Annotated in this window: 17 protein-coding genes; 10 read left to right on the top strand and 7 right to left on the bottom strand. The window is 66.1% G+C overall.

Annotated features, from left to right (window positions below; all coding sequences use genetic code 11):
- Positions 1-3: 3 nt before the first annotated feature.
- The 3 genes from C8J39_RS15555 to groES all read right to left on the bottom strand — a co-directional run bounded on the left by C8J39_RS15555 (position 4) and on the right by groES (position 2,821).
- A complete protein-coding gene (locus C8J39_RS15555) occupies positions 4-567 on the bottom strand; it encodes a Uma2 family endonuclease (RefSeq protein ID WP_120301301.1) in 564 nt (187 codons plus the stop codon).
- A gap of 202 nt (positions 568-769) precedes the next feature.
- Complete coding sequence (gene groL, locus C8J39_RS15550; protein WP_056052034.1) at positions 770-2,413, bottom strand: chaperonin GroEL; 1,644 nt, start codon at positions 2,411-2,413, stop codon at positions 770-772.
- A gap of 120 nt (positions 2,414-2,533) precedes the next feature.
- The gene (groES, locus tag C8J39_RS15545; RefSeq protein WP_056052039.1) at positions 2,534-2,821 is read right to left on the bottom strand and encodes a co-chaperone GroES; all 288 of its coding nucleotides are present in this window, start codon (positions 2,819-2,821) and stop codon (positions 2,534-2,536) included.
- Between the two features lie 485 nt (positions 2,822-3,306).
- Here groES and sppA point away from each other — a divergent pair, with 485 nt between their 5' ends.
- Together sppA and C8J39_RS15535 are read left to right on the top strand one after the other, a co-directional pair.
- A complete protein-coding gene (gene sppA, locus C8J39_RS15540) occupies positions 3,307-5,250 on the top strand; it encodes a signal peptide peptidase SppA (protein ID WP_120301300.1) in 1,944 nt (647 codons plus the stop codon).
- A complete protein-coding gene (locus tag C8J39_RS15535; RefSeq protein WP_120301299.1) occupies positions 5,250-5,837 on the top strand; it encodes a GNAT family N-acetyltransferase in 588 nt (195 codons plus the stop codon). Before sppA ends, C8J39_RS15535 begins: the two co-directional genes overlap by 1 nt.
- A gap of 316 nt (positions 5,838-6,153) precedes the next feature.
- On the opposite strand, the gene C8J39_RS15530 is transcribed toward C8J39_RS15535, so the two are convergent.
- Entirely contained in the window at positions 6,154-6,792 is a 639-nt protein-coding gene (locus C8J39_RS15530; protein ID WP_056066054.1) for a trimeric intracellular cation channel family protein, read from the bottom strand.
- A 196-nt stretch (positions 6,793-6,988) separates the two neighbouring features.
- On the opposite strand from C8J39_RS15530, the gene C8J39_RS15525 reads away from it, so the two are divergent.
- Together C8J39_RS15525 and C8J39_RS15520 are read left to right on the top strand one after the other, a co-directional pair.
- Positions 6,989-7,294, top strand: coding sequence for a glycine zipper 2TM domain-containing protein (locus C8J39_RS15525; RefSeq protein ID WP_056489725.1), 306 nt, complete (start codon positions 6,989-6,991; stop codon positions 7,292-7,294).
- Positions 7,295-7,400: 106 nt separating this feature from the next.
- Positions 7,401-7,829, top strand: coding sequence for an OsmC family protein (locus tag C8J39_RS15520; RefSeq protein WP_120301298.1), 429 nt, complete (start codon positions 7,401-7,403; stop codon positions 7,827-7,829).
- A 56-nt stretch (positions 7,830-7,885) separates the two neighbouring features.
- On the opposite strand, the gene C8J39_RS15515 is transcribed toward C8J39_RS15520, so the two are convergent.
- On the bottom strand, positions 7,886-8,107 hold the full coding sequence (locus tag C8J39_RS15515) for a hypothetical protein (RefSeq protein ID WP_056052052.1): 222 nt from the start codon (positions 8,105-8,107) through the stop codon (positions 7,886-7,888).
- Between the two features lie 233 nt (positions 8,108-8,340).
- Here C8J39_RS15515 and C8J39_RS15510 point away from each other — a divergent pair, with 233 nt between their 5' ends.
- The 3 genes from C8J39_RS15510 to C8J39_RS15500 all read left to right on the top strand — a co-directional run bounded on the left by C8J39_RS15510 (position 8,341) and on the right by C8J39_RS15500 (position 11,054).
- Entirely contained in the window at positions 8,341-9,069 is a 729-nt protein-coding gene (locus tag C8J39_RS15510; RefSeq protein ID WP_243650197.1) for a hypothetical protein, read from the top strand.
- 318 nt (positions 9,070-9,387) lie between these two features.
- Positions 9,388-9,762: a fluoride efflux transporter CrcB gene (crcB, locus tag C8J39_RS15505; protein ID WP_183038018.1), complete on the top strand. Its 375-nt coding sequence runs from the start codon at positions 9,388-9,390 to the stop codon at positions 9,760-9,762.
- The gene (locus C8J39_RS15500) at positions 9,759-11,054 is read left to right on the top strand and encodes an RluA family pseudouridine synthase (protein WP_120301296.1); all 1,296 of its coding nucleotides are present in this window, start codon (positions 9,759-9,761) and stop codon (positions 11,052-11,054) included. The genes crcB and C8J39_RS15500 overlap by 4 nt, the downstream gene beginning before the upstream one ends.
- A 348-nt stretch (positions 11,055-11,402) precedes the next feature.
- Here C8J39_RS15500 and C8J39_RS15495 read toward each other — a convergent pair whose 3' ends face one another.
- Complete coding sequence (locus C8J39_RS15495; protein ID WP_120301295.1) at positions 11,403-11,897, bottom strand: DUF1440 domain-containing protein; 495 nt, start codon at positions 11,895-11,897, stop codon at positions 11,403-11,405.
- A 114-nt stretch (positions 11,898-12,011) separates the two neighbouring features.
- Between C8J39_RS15495 and C8J39_RS15490 the strand changes: the two genes are divergently transcribed.
- Genes C8J39_RS15490 through C8J39_RS15480 form a run of 3 tightly spaced genes read left to right on the top strand, consistent with a single transcriptional unit; the run spans position 12,012 to position 13,580 of the window.
- Entirely contained in the window at positions 12,012-12,671 is a 660-nt protein-coding gene (locus C8J39_RS15490; RefSeq protein ID WP_120301294.1) for an HAD-IA family hydrolase, read from the top strand.
- Positions 12,668-12,886, top strand: a complete 219-nt coding sequence (locus tag C8J39_RS15485; protein WP_120301293.1) for a hypothetical protein — start codon at positions 12,668-12,670, stop codon at positions 12,884-12,886. The genes C8J39_RS15490 and C8J39_RS15485 overlap by 4 nt, the downstream gene beginning before the upstream one ends.
- A gap of 13 nt (positions 12,887-12,899) precedes the next feature.
- Complete coding sequence (locus tag C8J39_RS15480; protein ID WP_120301292.1) at positions 12,900-13,580, top strand: ATP12 family chaperone protein; 681 nt, start codon at positions 12,900-12,902, stop codon at positions 13,578-13,580.
- Positions 13,581-13,695: 115 nt separating this feature from the next.
- Here C8J39_RS15480 and gmk read toward each other — a convergent pair whose 3' ends face one another.
- Positions 13,696-14,346 (bottom strand): guanylate kinase, encoded by a 651-nt coding sequence (gmk, locus tag C8J39_RS15475; protein WP_056489738.1) that lies wholly within the window; start codon positions 14,344-14,346, stop codon positions 13,696-13,698.
- Positions 14,347-14,375: the final 29 nt, after the last annotated feature.

Below are 14,375 nucleotides of genomic sequence, written 5' to 3'. Positions count from 1 at the left end.
GGTTCAGTCGCGCGCGAAGATCTCGGTGTGAGGAATCGTCAGGTTTAGTGACGGCAGGGCCACGTCGTGCGGCTGGGCGAACATGTCGTCGCGCCATGTCGTTGGCCCGAGCCGCTGGACGACGCGGGTCAGTTCGTTTTCGGGGTCGGCGAAGACGATGGTGTCGACCGATGCGAGTTCGCGATACTCGGCGAGCTTCGCGCCTTGGTCTACCTTCGCGGTCGAGCCGGAAAGGACTTCAAAAATCACTTGGGGATCGTTGAATATGCGCTGTTCTTCGCGTTCGCGAGTTGCCGGATTGCCGCAGAAGATGCTGACATCGGGGTAGCGCAGATCGGTGTCATTGACCCGCACACCCATGTCGGAGTTGTACGCTCGGCATCCCGTACCGCGGAGTTTCCCGGCTAGGAATACGAGGATGTTGGTAGCCACCCGAGAATGCGCGGGAGTGCCGCCGGTCATCATGCGGATGACGCCGTCTACCAGCTCGAACTTGCGGTCCGTGCCGAAGTCGATCGCCAGGAACTCGTCGACCGTGATCTTCTTGTAGAGGGGATCGTGCCGCATCGGTGTGTTTTACCACTTGTCTGCGGACAAACAAAGGGCCGGGGATTGCTCCCTGGCCCTTTGCTTTGGTCGGTGTTTGGCTTGGAACCGAGCAGCGGCGAAGCCGCTGCTTTCGTCGGACGGGATCGGTGGCTTGCGCCGCCGACCCGCCGGCCGTCCTCGGGCGAGTCCGTAGCCAGGGTGGCTACGGCCGCCCTTCGGATCAGAAGTCCATGCCGCCCATGCCGCCCATGCCGCCGCCGCCCATGGGCATGGCGGGCTTGTCTTCGGCCATTTCGCTCACGGCCGCTTCGGTCGTGATCAGGAGGCCTGCGACCGATGCTGCGTTCTGCAGCGCGGTGCGGACGACCTTGGTCGGATCGATCACGCCGGCTTCCACCAGGTTCTCGTACGTATCGGTCGCGGCGTTGAAGCCGATGTTCGAGTCGTTGCCGTCGAGCAGCTTGCCCGAAACAACCGCACCGTCATGACCCGCGTTCTGCGCGATCTGGCGAACCAGAGCCGTCAGCGACTTGCGGACGATATCGATACCGCGCGTCTGGTCGTCGTTCGCGCCCTCGAGGCCATCAAGCGCCTTGGTTGCGTACAGCAGAGCCGTACCGCCGCCGGGGACGATGCCTTCTTCGACGGCTGCGCGGGTTGCGTGCAGCGCGTCGTCGACGCGGTCCTTGCGCTCCTTGACCTCGACCTCGGAAGACCCACCGACCTTGATCACGGCAACGCCGCCGGCAAGCTTGGCGAGACGCTCCTGGAGCTTCTCCTTGTCGTAGTCGCTGGTCGTGTTCTCGATCTGCTGGCGGATCGCTTCGGTGCGGCCCTTGATCGTGTCGTGATCGCCGGCACCGTCGACGATGACGGTGTTATCCTTATCGATCGTGACGCGCTTGGCGGTGCCGAGCATGCCGAGCGTGACGGTCTCGAGCTTGATGCCGAGGTCTTCCGAGATCATCTCGCCCTTGGTCAGGATCGCGATGTCCTCGAGCATCGCCTTGCGACGATCGCCGAAGCCCGGTGCCTTGACCGCTGCGACCTTCAGGCCGCCGCGCAGCTTGTTGACGACGAGCGTGGCCAGAGCCTCACCCTCGATGTCTTCTGCGATGATCAGGAGCGGACGACCCGACTGAACGACGGCTTCCAGGATCGGGAGCATCGCCTGCAGGTTCGAGAGCTTCTTCTCGTGGATCAGGATGTAGGGATCCTGAAGCTCGACGGTCATCTTCTCGGGGTTGGTGATGAAGTACGGCGACAGATAGCCGCGGTCGAACTGCATGCCCTCGACGACGTCGAGCTCGAATTCGAGACCCTTCGCTTCCTCGACGGTGATCACGCCTTCCTTGCCGACCTTCTCCATGGCTTCGGCGATCTTCTCGCCGACTTCACGGTCGCCGTTGGCCGAGATGATGCCGACCTGCGCCACTTCCTTCGAACCCGAAACCGGCTTCGAACGCGCCTTGACGTCCTCGACGACCTTGATGACGGCGAGATCGATGCCGCGCTTCAGGTCCATCGGGTTCATGCCCGCTGCGACCGACTTCATGCCCTCGCGGACGATGGCCTGCGCCAGAACCGTCGCGGTGGTCGTGCCGTCACCGGCGATGTCGTTGGTCTTCGAGGCCACTTCGCGCAGCATCTGCGCACCCATGTTCTCGAACTTGTCCTTAAGCTCGATCTCCTTGGCGACGGTGACGCCGTCCTTGGTGATGCGCGGTGCGCCGAAGCTCTTGTCGATGACGACGTTGCGGCCCTTGGGGCCCAAGGTCACCTTGACTGCGTCGGCGAGGATGTCGACGCCGCGGAGGATGCGCTCACGCGCGTCACGACCGAATTTTACGTCCTTGGAAGCCATGTCAGCTGCCCTTTCAAAAAGTGGAAGTTCACAAAGTGCAGACGCTGGCGCGGTTTTCGCCGCCAGCATTCCTTGGCCCGTTCACGTCAGTGATACCTGACGATGCCGAGCCCGTCGGCGTCAGCCAACGATACCAAGGATGTCCGATTCCTTCATGATGAGGAGGTCCTCACCGTCGACCTTGACCTCGGTGCCCGACCATTTGCCGAACAGGATCTTGTCGCCGGTCTTGACGTCGAGCGGGGTGATCGTGCCGTTCTCGGCGCGAGTGCCGGTGCCGATGGCGACGACTTCGCCTTCCTGCGGCTTTTCCTTGGCGGTGTCGGGGATGATGATGCCGCCAGCCGTCTTCTCTTCGGCTTCGAGGCGCTTCACCAGCACGCGATCATGCAACGGACGAAAGTTCATGGGGTCCATGTCCTTTTGGATTGTGACAGATTTCTGGCACTCGAGGTTATCGAGTGCCAACGGACGGCATATGTGCCTCGGGGTGCGGCATGTCAAAGGTTCCGGGGGTGAAATTTTTTCGGGCGGACGTGGTATTCGGGCATCGTGGCTGAGAGGGTGGTGACGGTACTGCTGAGCGCGCTGCCGTTCTCCTGCGTACGCAGGAGTCCAGGGTGACGGAGGGCGGTGCTCGGTATCCTGGGCTCCTGCGTTCGCAGGAGAACACTTGGGCGGAACTCTCTTCTGCTCCCCTTCGGCTTGCGGGAGGGGTCGGGGGAGGGGTTTCTCGGCGGAGCGCTTGTGGGACTTCCCTCCCCTAACCCCTCCCGCAAGCGGGAGGGGGACTGCGTGGCGGTTGGGTAGCCCTACGGACTTGAACCACTCCTGTGTTGGCCCCGTAATACAGGGCATTTACCTGTGCGCCCCGTTGCTCTAGCTCTCGTCCCATGACCGATACCGCTGCGCCGTCCTACGCCCCCTCCTATGTCGACCCTGCCCGCCCGCCGCGGCGGAAATGGCGGCTCGTGCGGGGCGTGTGGAAGTTCCTCGTGGCGATCAAGGATGCGCTCGTCCTGATCGCGATGTTGCTGTTCTTCGGGCTGATCTTCGCGGCGCTCAACGCACGGCAGAGCACGACGGCGATCAAGGATGGCGCGCTGGTACTCGACCTCAACGGCTCGATCGTCGAGCAACCCGAGGAGCAGGCCGCGTTCGCCGCACTCTCGGGGCAGAGCCGGACCCGACAGTTTCGCCTGCGTGACGTGGTGCGCTCGATCGACACCGCACGCACCGATGCGCGCGTGAAGGTCGTCGTGCTCGATCTCGATAGCTTCGGTGGTGCGTATCCGGCGGCGCTGGGCGAGGTCGGCGATGCGCTGGCGCGGGTGCGCGCGAGCGGCAAGCCGGTGCTGGCCTATGCGACCGCGTACACCGATGGCGGCTATCGCTTGGCGGCGAATGCGAGCGAGATCTGGGTCAACCCGCTGGGCGGCACGATCTTCATGGGTCCGGGCGGCAACCAGCTTTATTACAAGGGCCTGATCGACAAGCTCGGCGTCAACGCACACGTCTACCGCGTCGGCCGCTACAAGTCGTTCGTCGAGCCGTACACGCGGGCGGACCAGAGCGACGACGCGCGCGCCGCGAGCACCGCGCTGTATGGCACGTTGTTCGCGCAGTGGCGCGAGGCCGTCGCGAAAGCACGCCCCAAGGCGCAGATCGCGCAGTTCATGACCGCGCCCGACAAGGTGATCCTCGCGTCTAACGGCAACATCGCAGAGGCGAATTTGCGCGCGGGCATCGTCGATAAGCTCGGCGACCGGACCGCGTTTGGGCGCCGCGTGGCGGAATATGCCGACAGCGACGCTTCCAAGCCGGCCGGCAACTACAATGCGATCAAGTACGACGCGTGGGTGAAGGCGAACCCGCTGCCTACCGCGGGCGATTCGATCGGCGTGCTGACGATCGCCGGCGAGATCGTCGACGGCGAGAGCGGCCCCGGCAAGGCGGCGGGCAAGACGATCGAGAAGGCGGTGCTCGACGGGCTCGCCAAGAAGACGCTGAAGGCGCTGGTGGTGCGCGTCGATTCGCCGGGTGGCTCGGTGATGGCGTCGGAGCAAATCCGGCTCGCGATCCTCGAGGCCAAACGGCAGAAGTTGCCCGTCGTCGTATCGATGGGCGGGCTGGCCGCGAGCGGCGGTTACTGGGTGTCGACGCCGGCCGACGTGATCTTTGCCGAGCCTGGCACGATCACCGGCTCGATCGGCATCTTCGGCGTGATCCCGACCTTCGAAAACGCGCTCGCCAAGATCGGCGTGACCAGCGACGGCGTGAAGACCACGCCGCTGTCGGGCCAGCCCGATATCACCGGCGGCACCACGCCGATGTTCGACGCGATCGCGCAGGCGGGGATCGAGAACGGCTATCGCCAGTTCGTCTCGCGCGTGGCGGCATCGCGGAAGATGACGCCGGCGCGGGTCGACGAGATCGGCCAGGGCCGCGTCTGGGATGGCGGCACCGCGCGCCAGATCGGGCTCGTCGACCGGTTCGGGACGTTGCAGGACGCGATCGACGAGGCCGCCAAGCGCGCCAAGCTCGATCCGGCGAAGGTGCATGCCGAGTATCTGGAGAAGAAGCCGGGCTTCCTCGCGACGATCGCGCAGGATTTCGGCACTGATGGCGACGATGATGCAGGTGGCGGCGATGCGTTCGCGCACGTCGCGGCGGACCGGCGCCAGATGCTTGCGCGGGCGGTCGGTGACATGAAGCGGCTGGCGACGTCCGGCTCGATCCAGGCGCGCTGCCTGGAGTGTGGCGGGATGGGGCCGACGGCCGCGGGTATCGGCGATGCCAAGCTGCTCGACCTGCTGCTGGCACGGATCGGGTTCTGATGGCGATCCCCGCAACTGGCAACGGCGGCGGGATCGTCATCCGGGCGGCGGTCCCCGAGGACGCCGCGTCGATCGCGGCGATCTATGCGCCGCACGTGCTGGTCGGGACGGTGTCGTTCGAGACCGAGGCGCCCGATGCGCGGCAGATGCGCGCGCGGATGGCGGCGTCGGACGGGCTGTACCCGTGGCTGGTGGCGACGATCGGTACAGAGGGTGGCGTGCTGGCCTACGCCTATGCCTCGGCGTTCCACAAGCGCGAGGCGTACCGGTTTGCGTGCGAGACCACGATTTATGTCGCGGATGCGGCGCAGCGTCAGGGCGCGGGGCGGCTGTTGTACGAGGCGCTGATCGATACGCTGCGGGCTCAGGGGTTTACGCAGGCGATCGGGGCGATTGCCCTGCCGAACGATTCGTCGATCAAGCTGCATGAGGCGGTCGGGTTTAGGCGGGCCGGGGTGTACCGGGAGGTCGGGTACAAGAACGGGCAGTGGATCGATGTCGGGCATTGGCAGTGTGCGCTGAACGAGCCGGCGGTGCCGCCGGTGGAGCCGCGGCGGTTTGCGGATGTTGGGGTTGTGCGGGGGTAAAAGCGTCGCTTCGCACCTGGACGAAGCTTGCGCGAACTTTCCACCACCCCGGCGGAGGCCGGGGCCCAATTGGTGAGGCTGTAGTAACGAAACGCAGTCCATTGTTAGCGACGTTCCCCAATTGGGCCCCGGCCTTCGCCGGGGTGGTGGGGAAGATGGAAGGTGCTTCGGCCGACCAGTAGAGATCAGGCCGACAAGTGGTAATTGTCGGTTCAAGCTCAACCGGCCGCCCACCCCCCCTTGTTCTCCCGCGAAGGCGGGAGCCCAGACTGGGTCCCCGCCTTCGCGGGGAAACAAACTGTTGGTGCGCGAGGGGTTAGCGGCGCCCACCGTATGCCGGCAGCGCCAAGTGAAAGCGGATCGCGGCCGCCCTCAACGTGAACCCTGCACTCGCCGCGATCACCGCCGCCAACGCAAGCGGCACACCCAGCAACACCAGCCCCACATAACTCGCCGCCGCCAGCGCCGCCGCCGTCACGTACAATTCCGGCCGCATCAGGATCGACGGTTCGCCCGCCAGCACGTCGCGGATGATGCCGCCGACGCACGCGGTCATCACGCCCATCAGCGCCGCCGGTACCGGCGGCACGCCGTACCCCAGCGCCTTCGCCGCGCCGTACACCGCATACGCAGCAAGCCCGACCGCGTCGAACCAGCCAAGCGCCTCGTCCTTCCACCAGCGCTCGGGCGTCACCCAGATCAGCAGCGCCACACCCAGGCACACGCTCGCGGCGCGCGCGTCATGGACCCAGAACACCGGCGCGCCGATCAGCAGGTCGCGCACCGTGCCGCCGCCGACGCCGGTGATGAGCCCGAAGAACACGAGCGTCACGAACGTTTGGCCGCGCTTGGCCGCTGCCAGCGCACCCGATGCGGCGAACACCGCTAGGCCTGCGAGGTCGAACCAAGGCGCGGCGACGGGCAGGATCTCGACGGGCAAGGGCACGGGCAACATCGCCGCGGCGTAACCGGCCTGCCATCCAGCGTAAAGCGGGACCGCGGGATGATGCCCGTCGGCTGTTGATAGCAACGCGCCGATGCCGGCCGCGAAGATGAACGCCAGCATGAACGCGGTGTTGTTTTTGGTTCATGCAACTGGCGCTATAGCGGCTTCGTTATACCAGCAGATCAATTCACTAGGGAGTTACATCATGCGTAAGTTCGTTCTGGCCATGGGCCTCAGCGCAATGGTCCTGCCGACCGTCCTCGTTCCCGTGTCGGCCGCCGATGCGCGCGATCGGCGCGAATGGCGTGGTCGTGACGGCCGGGTCTATTGCAAGAAGAACAACGGCACGACCGGCACGATCATCGGCGGCGTCGGCGGCGCACTGCTCGGCCGCACGGTCGACACCCGCGGCGACCGGACGGTCGGCACGCTGGGCGGCGCCGTCCTCGGTGGCCTCGCCGGTCGCGCGATCGACAAGGGCACGAGCAACAACAACCGTCGTTGCCGCTGACACTCATCGGCGAAATCAATGCCGCTATTTCGATAGTTGCGCGTTGTGGAAGGGCGTCGTGGGAAACCGCGGCGCCTTTTTTCTTGTCCGATGAAGGATCAAAACGATGACCACACGCAGCGGTTCGGCAAAGTATGAAGGCCTCGGCAAGAGCGGCAAGGGCCATGTCTCGACCCAGTCGGGCGTGCTGTCCGACAGCCCGTACGGCTTCAACACGCGCTTCGAGAATGAGCCCGGCACCAACCCCGAGGAGCTGATCGCGGCCGCGCATGCATCGTGCTTCACGATGGCGCTGAGCTTTGCGCTCGCCAGCAAGGGATATGAGGCCGGCACGCTCGAGACGTGGGCGAAGGTGACGCTCGACAAGGATGGCGACGGGTTCAAGATCACCAAGTCGGCACTGACGCTGAACGCGAAGGTCGACGGCATCTCGAAGGAAGAGTTCGAGGCGATCGCCGCGGACGCCAAGGCGAACTGCCCGGTGTCAAAGGTGCTCAACGCCGAGATCACGCTGGAGCATAATCTCGCCGCATAAAGATGTTGCGTGCTTGCGATTGGAGGGCCCGGTGGAAACGCCGGGCCCTTCTTGCGTCAGATAATCCCGCCGCCGAGGCTGAGGCGGAGCGCGAAGATGATGATCAGCACGATGTTGAGGTTGCGGCCGCCACTGCTCGACGAGAGCGCGCCGACCGCGGCGCCGACGATGCCGATCGGGATGACGAGCCAGTTCATCCAGCCGAGCAGCGGGATGAACGCGACGAGGCCGAGCACCAAGGTGACGAGGCCGATGAGGATCGAGACGATGTTCAGCATGGGGTGAACATGGCGAGTCGGACCGGTTCGGGCAAGACTTGGCGGGCCCTTACGATCCTCCCCCGCAGGGGGAGGTGGCACCGAAGGTGACGGAGGGGGAGGATACGAAACAGTCGTTGGCGCGTGCCTCCCCCTCCGTCTGGCAAGCGCCAGCCACCTCCCCCTGGCGGGGGAGGATCGAGGGTGTGCGGAAAACGCTTTCTTCATCGGCGGGCGCGCATAGGATGCGAGTGATGACTTTTTCGCTGCGCTCCGCCCTGCTCCTCCCACTTGCGCTGGCCGCGTGCGGACGGTCGTCGACCGACCAGCAGGATCTCAACAGCCTCGATGCCGAGTTGACCAACGGCGCGGTGCGCGATCCGGCGCTGACGTCGTCTCTGGGTGGGCAGATCATGGTCGATCCCCGGCTGGCACAGTCGTCGAATACCGACGCGGTGCGCCCGCCGCCTCGGCCGGATAGCGGCGCGGTGCCGCCGGAAGGTCCTCTGAAGGCCGATCCGGTCGATCCGCGGACTCTCAAGCGCGCGCCGGCGGCCTCCAACGACTGTCCGGAGTGCAAGACCGCGAACGGCGCGCTGACGCTGGGGGCACTGGCGGAGCGGCAGACGACGCCGGATGCGGGCGTTTGTGCGCAGAAGATTGGCTATTCGGCGGGGTGGGCGAACCGGTTGCCGGCGGACCTGCCGCTGTATCCGGCGGCGCGGCTGACCGAGGCTGCGGGGGCGGATCGGGACGGGTGTCGGTTGCGCGTGGTGAGTTTCGCGAGCGCCGCGCCGATGCAGAAGATGCTCGACTGGTATTTTACGAAGGCTAGCGTGGCTGGGTATTCGGCGGGGCATAGCACGGACGGGCGGCAGCATGTGCTGGGCGGGGTTCGGGGGAATGACGCTTACGTTGTGTATGTGACGGCGCGGGCTGGTGGCGGGAGCGATGTGGATATGGTTTCCAACGCCGGGCGGTGAGGTGTTGCGATAGGTGCACCACCCGGCGGAGGCCGGGACCCAATTGAGAAACGTTGCTAATTGAGTGCGATCCTTCGTTACTGCGACCTTTCCAATTGGGCCCCGGCCTTCGCCGGGGTGGTGGCGGGTTGGGGCGATGTTACCTCCCCTCTCCTTGTTCTCCCGCGAAGGCGGGAGCCCAGTCTGGGTCCCCGCCTTCGCAGGGAAACATTTTGGGACAGCGCTCGCTCGGCGATCTCGAACTGCCCCCGATGAAGCGCACATCCCCTTCCCGCGGCGCACCTTTCCGTTTTGCCCGATTCACGCTAGGGCGCGAGAATGCTTCCCCTTCTCTATGTCATGGTCGGTGGTGCGGTCGGATCCGGCGCGCGCTATCTGACTGGCCGCGCGATGCTGTCGTTGCTCGGTCCTGACTATCCCTTTGGTACGCTTGCCGTGAATCTGATCGGTGGGTTGCTGATGGGGGTGCTGGTTGGCGTGCTTGCCCGCAATACCGCTTCGGAAACGTGGCGGCTGCTGCTTGGCGTAGGCGTGTTGGGGGGATTCACGACGTTCTCGAGCTTCTCGCTGGATGTCGTCACGATGATCGAACGCGGCGCATTCGGCGTCGCGTTCGGGTATGTTTTGGTGTCGGTGATCGGTTCGGTCGCCGCGTTGTTCGCGGGTCTCTCCGCAGTAAGGGCCGTCGCATGACTGCGGGCAAAAGCGATAGCGATACGGGTTTCCGCGAGTTCAACGTCGGGTTCGACGATGACGGCATCCGGCTGGACCGGTGGTTCAAGCGGCATCTGCCGGATACGAGCTTCACGACGGTGGCGATGTGGGCGCGCACCGGGCAACTCCGCGTCGACGGCGCGCGCGCGACGCCGGGCGACCGGATCGCGGCGGGCCAGATGCTGCGCGTGCCGCCGCCCGAAGCCGACAAGGCCGCGGCCGACGTCGACAAGCCAAGGCGGGTGCGCGAACGCGTCATCCTGTCGGACGAGGAAACCGAGCTCGCGCAGTCCATGGTCATCCACAAGGATTTCCAGGCGTTCGTGCTGAACAAGCCGCCGGGTCTCGCGACGCAGGGCGGGACCAAGACGACGCAGCATGTCGACGGGCTGCTCGACGGGCTCCAGTACGACAACGAGGGTCGGCCGAAGCTGGTCCACCGGCTCGACAAGGATACGTCCGGCGCGCTGCTGGTGGCGCGCACGTCGCGCGCGGCGGCGTTCTTTGCGAAGGCGTTTTCGGGGCGGACTGCGCGGAAAGTCTATTGGGCGCTGGTGGTCGACGTGCCGTCGATCGAGGACGGCATGATCGAGCTGCCGATCGCGAAGCAGCCGGGCACCGGTGGCGAGAAGATGCACGTCGACGAGGCCGAGGGCGCGCCGGCGCGGACGCGGTACCGGGTGATCGAGCGTGCGGGCAACCGTGCTGCGTGGGTCGAGTTGCAGCCGTTCACGGGGCGGACTCACCAGTTGCGCGTGCACATGGCGGCGATCGGGCACCCGATCGTCGGTGATGGCAAGTATGGCGGGGCTGCTGCGTTCCTGACCGGCGGGATCTCGCGGAAAATGCATTTGCACGCGCGCCGCATTAAGGTGGATCATCCGGATGGTGGATCGATCGACGTGACCGCGGAACTGCCGACGCATTTCGCCGAGAGCCTCAAGCAATTGGGTTTCGAGGAGAAGCTGGGCGACGACCTGGTGCTCGACGAGAAGACCGCGCCGACGCGCGAGCAGATGAAGTCGCGGGCTAGGGCGCATGCGAAGTCGGTGCGGAAAGACCGTAAGGGTGAGCGGCGTGGGCGTGGGGTTGTCGAGGAGAAGGCGACGGGCAAGCCTGCGCCGAAGACGGGTGGGCCTCGGACCGGGGCTGGGTCGAAGTTCGGGGCGCCGCGGAGTGGGTCGCGGGTTGAGGGGGCCAAGCCGGCGGGGCGTGGTCGTCCGGGGGGAGCTGGGAAGCCTGGGCCTCGGAGTGGGCCTGGGACTCGGTAGTTGATGCTCTTCGGCTGACGCGTGCCCTCATCCTTCCCACGGCCAAACGGCCGCGGGCCCCTTCCCTCTCCCCGTGGGGAGAGGGGGGAGCTAGGGAAACTGACAGCCTCCTCACCTCTCACACCACCCCGGCGAAGGCCGGGGCCCAATTGGAAAGGTTGAGGTAACGGAGCAATGACGTCCGTTAGCGACGTCCCCTAATTGGGCCCCGACCTTCGCCGGGTGGCGTGGTTTGTTTGGAGGCTTCCGCGAACTTTTGTTCCCCCGCGAAGGTGGGGGTCCAGGAGTCATGGTCGTAACGCTGCTTGATTCCTGGGCCCCCGCCTTCGCGGAGGAACTAGTCGCGTCCTACTTCAGCCACACCAGCAGCAACCGCCGCACGCCCTCGGTCACCGTCCCGAACACGATATGCGACGCGGCGCTATACAGATGCGTCGTTGGCGCGGTGTTCCACGGGGCGTCGCCTAGCCCCACCGCCGGAACCGCCGCCTCATCGAGCACCGTCGTCGTCACCGCCGCGAACGCCGTCCCGAATCCCGCGGTCACCGATGGCCGGTATTCCGCCGCCACCGCATAGGCGATCCCGAGCCCTGCCCCGAGCGCATAATGCACGACCTGCCCGGCGAGCGGTTTGCGGTCGTCGGGGATTTCGTGGCCGACCACCGCCTGCGACACCTTGTCCGCCGCCTTCTCAGTCGCCGGTTCCGCATCGCTCTCCGATGAGGACAGCGCGGCGATGCCGGCCTGGAACAGGTCCATCGCCAATGACGCGGCCAAGCCGGCAACCAGCCCCGCGGCGGCGGCGGCCCAGATGTTCGGGGTATCGGTCTGTGCGTGCGCCATCGTTGAGTCTCCAGAGATATCTGACACGAACCGTTCGCAGGCGCGCGCGTTCCGGTTTGGCGTTCCCTCGCGTGCACGCGTGATCTACGAGGCGGCGATGCGTTGGAAAATCTCATGATCCGTCTTGCCGTGTTCGATTGCGACGGGACGCTCGTCGACAGCCAGGCGAATATCTGCGTCGCGTGCGAGCGTGCGTTCGAGGGCGCCGGGCTGATCCCGCCGCCACGTGCGGCCATTCGGCGGATCGTCGGGCTTAGTCTCGTCGAGGTGATGCAGGTATTGCTGCCGGAGGCGGACGATGCGCTGCACCGGTCGCTTGCCACCGACTACAAGAACGCGTTCCATGCGATGCGCGCGAGTGGCGAGCTTGCCGACGAGCCGCTGTTCGAGGGGATTGCCGAGGTGATCGAGACACTCGCCGCAGACGGCTGGCTGCTCGGCGTGGCGACGGGGAAGTCGGACCGGGGTCTCGCGCATATCCTCGCGGCGCACGGGATCACCGATCGGTTCGTGACGCTGCAGACCGCGGACCGGCATCCGTCGAAGCCCGATCCGGCGATGCTGCTCGCGGCGATCGCCGAGGCAGGTGCGACCGTCGAGACGACCGCGATGATCGGCGATACGAGCTTCGACATGGCGATGGCGCGGGCCGCCGGTGTGCGCGCGGTCGGGGTCGCGTGGGGGTATCACGACGTGCACGAGCTTTCGGATGCGGGTGCGGATGTCGTCGCGGCGACCGTGCCGGACTTGCTCCACATGGTGGCGCCACGATGACCGACGCCGACAAGCTCGCGCAGCGGCGCTGGTTCGTGCTGGTCGCGGTGCGACTGGCAGGGGTGGCAGGCGCGCTGCTCGGGCTGATCCTGATCGCGCGCGCGCATGATCTCGGGCCGAAGATCCTCGGGACGGCGATCGTGTTGTCGGCAATGGCGATGATCGCCACCGTGCCGCGCAGTCTGGCGCATCGCTGGCGGAGTCCGCCTGAATGAACGGAATGGGCGCATGAAGCGGTTCTGGACAGACGTCGCGATCGATGCGGACCGAGTGGTGACGCTCGATGGCAAGCCGGTGCGGACGCCCGGGCGGCGGCCGCTCGCGTTGCCGAGCGATGCGCTGGCCGAGGCGGTCGCGGCGGAATGGCGTGCGGTCGGCGAGACGATCAACCCGCGGACAATGCCGCTGACCGGACTCGCCAATGCGGCGACCGATCCGATCGCGAACGACCCTGCGCAGTTCGCGGCGCGGCTGGCGGCGTATGGCGAGAGCGATCTGCTCTGCTACCGCGCGGAGGGGCCACCGTTGCTGGTCGAGCGGCAGGCGGCGTCCTGGGATCCGCTGCTGGCGTGGGCGCGGGGTCGGTACGACGTGACGTTCGCAGTCACCACCGGCGTGATGCACGTCGCGCAACCGGCGGCGACGGTCGCGCGGCTGCAGGAGGCGGTCGCGGCGTATGACGATTTTAGGCTGGCGGGCCTGTCGCCGGTGGTGACGTTGACCGGCTCGCTGGTGATCGGGCTGGCGCTGATCGAGGGCGAGATCGATGCCGATGCGGCCTGGGCGGCGGCGGGGATCGACGAGGACTGGTCGGTCGAGATGTGGGGCGAGGACTGGCAGGCGACCCAGTTGCGCGAGTTGAAGCGCAAGGAGTTTGGTGTCGGGGTAGAGTTTCTGGGGCTGGTGTAACCTGCTCCCCTCCTTGGAAGGGAGGGGTTGGGGGTGGGTCGGCCTATTGGCTGACGCAGCGATTCCCCAGCAGCCGACCCACCCCCGGCCCCTCCCTTTCAGGAAGGGGTGAAGATCAGCGCGTCAGGCGACGGATAAAACCGATCAGCCCGGTCTGGCGCGAGCGCTTGAGGCGTTCCGCAGCAAGGATCGTCTTCACGCCGCGGATGCAGCTGTCGACATCGTCGTTGACCAGCACATAGTCATAGCCGTCCCAGTGGCTCACCTCGTTCGCCGCGCGCGACATGCGGGCTTCGATCACTTCTTCCGAATCGGTGCCGCGGCTGGTGAGGCGGCGGTGGAGTTCTTCCATCGAGGGCGGGAAGATGAAGACACGGACGACGTCGCCGCCGGCGATCTGGAACAGCTGTTGCGCGCCCTGCCAGTCGATGTCGAAGAGCACATCCTTGCCGGCCGCGAGGAGTTCCTCGACCTGCGCGCGCGGCGTGCCGTAGCGGTGGTTGAAGACGTGTGCCCATTCGAGGAACTCGTCCTTCGCAACCATGTCGCGAAAACCCTCGAGATCGGTGAAATGGTAATCCTTGCCGTCGACTTCGCCGGGTCGCACCGAGCGGGTCGTCACCGAGACCGACATTTCGAGTTCGTGCTCGTCCGCGAGCAATCTGCGCGCGATGGTCGACTTGCCGGCACCGGACGGCGAGGACAGGACGAACAGGACTCCGCGACGACGGAAACCATGCGGGTCGGACGGAAGTGTGTGGGGCATGCGCGCCCTTGCCGCGGACCGCATATGGG

The organism is Sphingomonas sp. PP-CC-1A-547, assembly GCF_003610375.1.
Lineage (GTDB): Bacteria > Pseudomonadota > Alphaproteobacteria > Sphingomonadales > Sphingomonadaceae > Sphingomonas.
Note: the sequence above shows the minus strand (reverse complement) of the source record. Positions and strands in the feature narration are given on the sequence as shown.

What these genes read in the sequence shown, in the direction of transcription:
- C8J39_RS15530 (WP_056066054.1), bottom strand. Translation starts at nt 6,792, where the DNA reads ATGTTGCCCGTGCCCTTGCCCGTCGAGATCCTGCCCGTCGCCGCGCCT.
- C8J39_RS15490 (WP_120301294.1), top strand. Translation starts at nt 12,012, where the DNA reads ATGATCCGTCTTGCCGTGTTCGATTGCGACGGGACGCTCGTCGACAGC.
- groES (WP_056052039.1), bottom strand. Translation starts at nt 2,821, where the DNA reads ATGAACTTTCGTCCGTTGCATGATCGCGTGCTGGTGAAGCGCCTCGAA.
- groL (WP_056052034.1), bottom strand. Translation starts at nt 2,413, where the DNA reads ATGGCTTCCAAGGACGTAAAATTCGGTCGTGACGCGCGTGAGCGCATC.
- C8J39_RS15520 (WP_120301298.1), top strand. Translation starts at nt 7,401, where the DNA reads ATGACCACACGCAGCGGTTCGGCAAAGTATGAAGGCCTCGGCAAGAGC.
- gmk (WP_056489738.1), bottom strand. Translation starts at nt 14,346, where the DNA reads ATGCCCCACACACTTCCGTCCGACCCGCATGGTTTCCGTCGTCGCGGA.
- C8J39_RS15480 (WP_120301292.1), top strand. Translation starts at nt 12,900, where the DNA reads ATGAAGCGGTTCTGGACAGACGTCGCGATCGATGCGGACCGAGTGGTG.
- sppA (WP_120301300.1), top strand. Translation starts at nt 3,307, where the DNA reads ATGACCGATACCGCTGCGCCGTCCTACGCCCCCTCCTATGTCGACCCT.
- C8J39_RS15500 (WP_120301296.1), top strand. Translation starts at nt 9,759, where the DNA reads ATGACTGCGGGCAAAAGCGATAGCGATACGGGTTTCCGCGAGTTCAAC.
- C8J39_RS15515 (WP_056052052.1), bottom strand. Translation starts at nt 8,107, where the DNA reads ATGCTGAACATCGTCTCGATCCTCATCGGCCTCGTCACCTTGGTGCTC.
- C8J39_RS15485 (WP_120301293.1), top strand. Translation starts at nt 12,668, where the DNA reads ATGACCGACGCCGACAAGCTCGCGCAGCGGCGCTGGTTCGTGCTGGTC.
- C8J39_RS15535 (WP_120301299.1), top strand. Translation starts at nt 5,250, where the DNA reads ATGGCGATCCCCGCAACTGGCAACGGCGGCGGGATCGTCATCCGGGCG.
- crcB (WP_183038018.1), top strand. Translation starts at nt 9,388, where the DNA reads ATGCTTCCCCTTCTCTATGTCATGGTCGGTGGTGCGGTCGGATCCGGC.
- C8J39_RS15525 (WP_056489725.1), top strand. Translation starts at nt 6,989, where the DNA reads ATGCGTAAGTTCGTTCTGGCCATGGGCCTCAGCGCAATGGTCCTGCCG.
- C8J39_RS15510 (WP_243650197.1), top strand. Translation starts at nt 8,341, where the DNA reads ATGACTTTTTCGCTGCGCTCCGCCCTGCTCCTCCCACTTGCGCTGGCC.
- C8J39_RS15555 (WP_120301301.1), bottom strand. Translation starts at nt 567, where the DNA reads ATGCGGCACGATCCCCTCTACAAGAAGATCACGGTCGACGAGTTCCTG.
- C8J39_RS15495 (WP_120301295.1), bottom strand. Translation starts at nt 11,897, where the DNA reads ATGGCGCACGCACAGACCGATACCCCGAACATCTGGGCCGCCGCCGCC.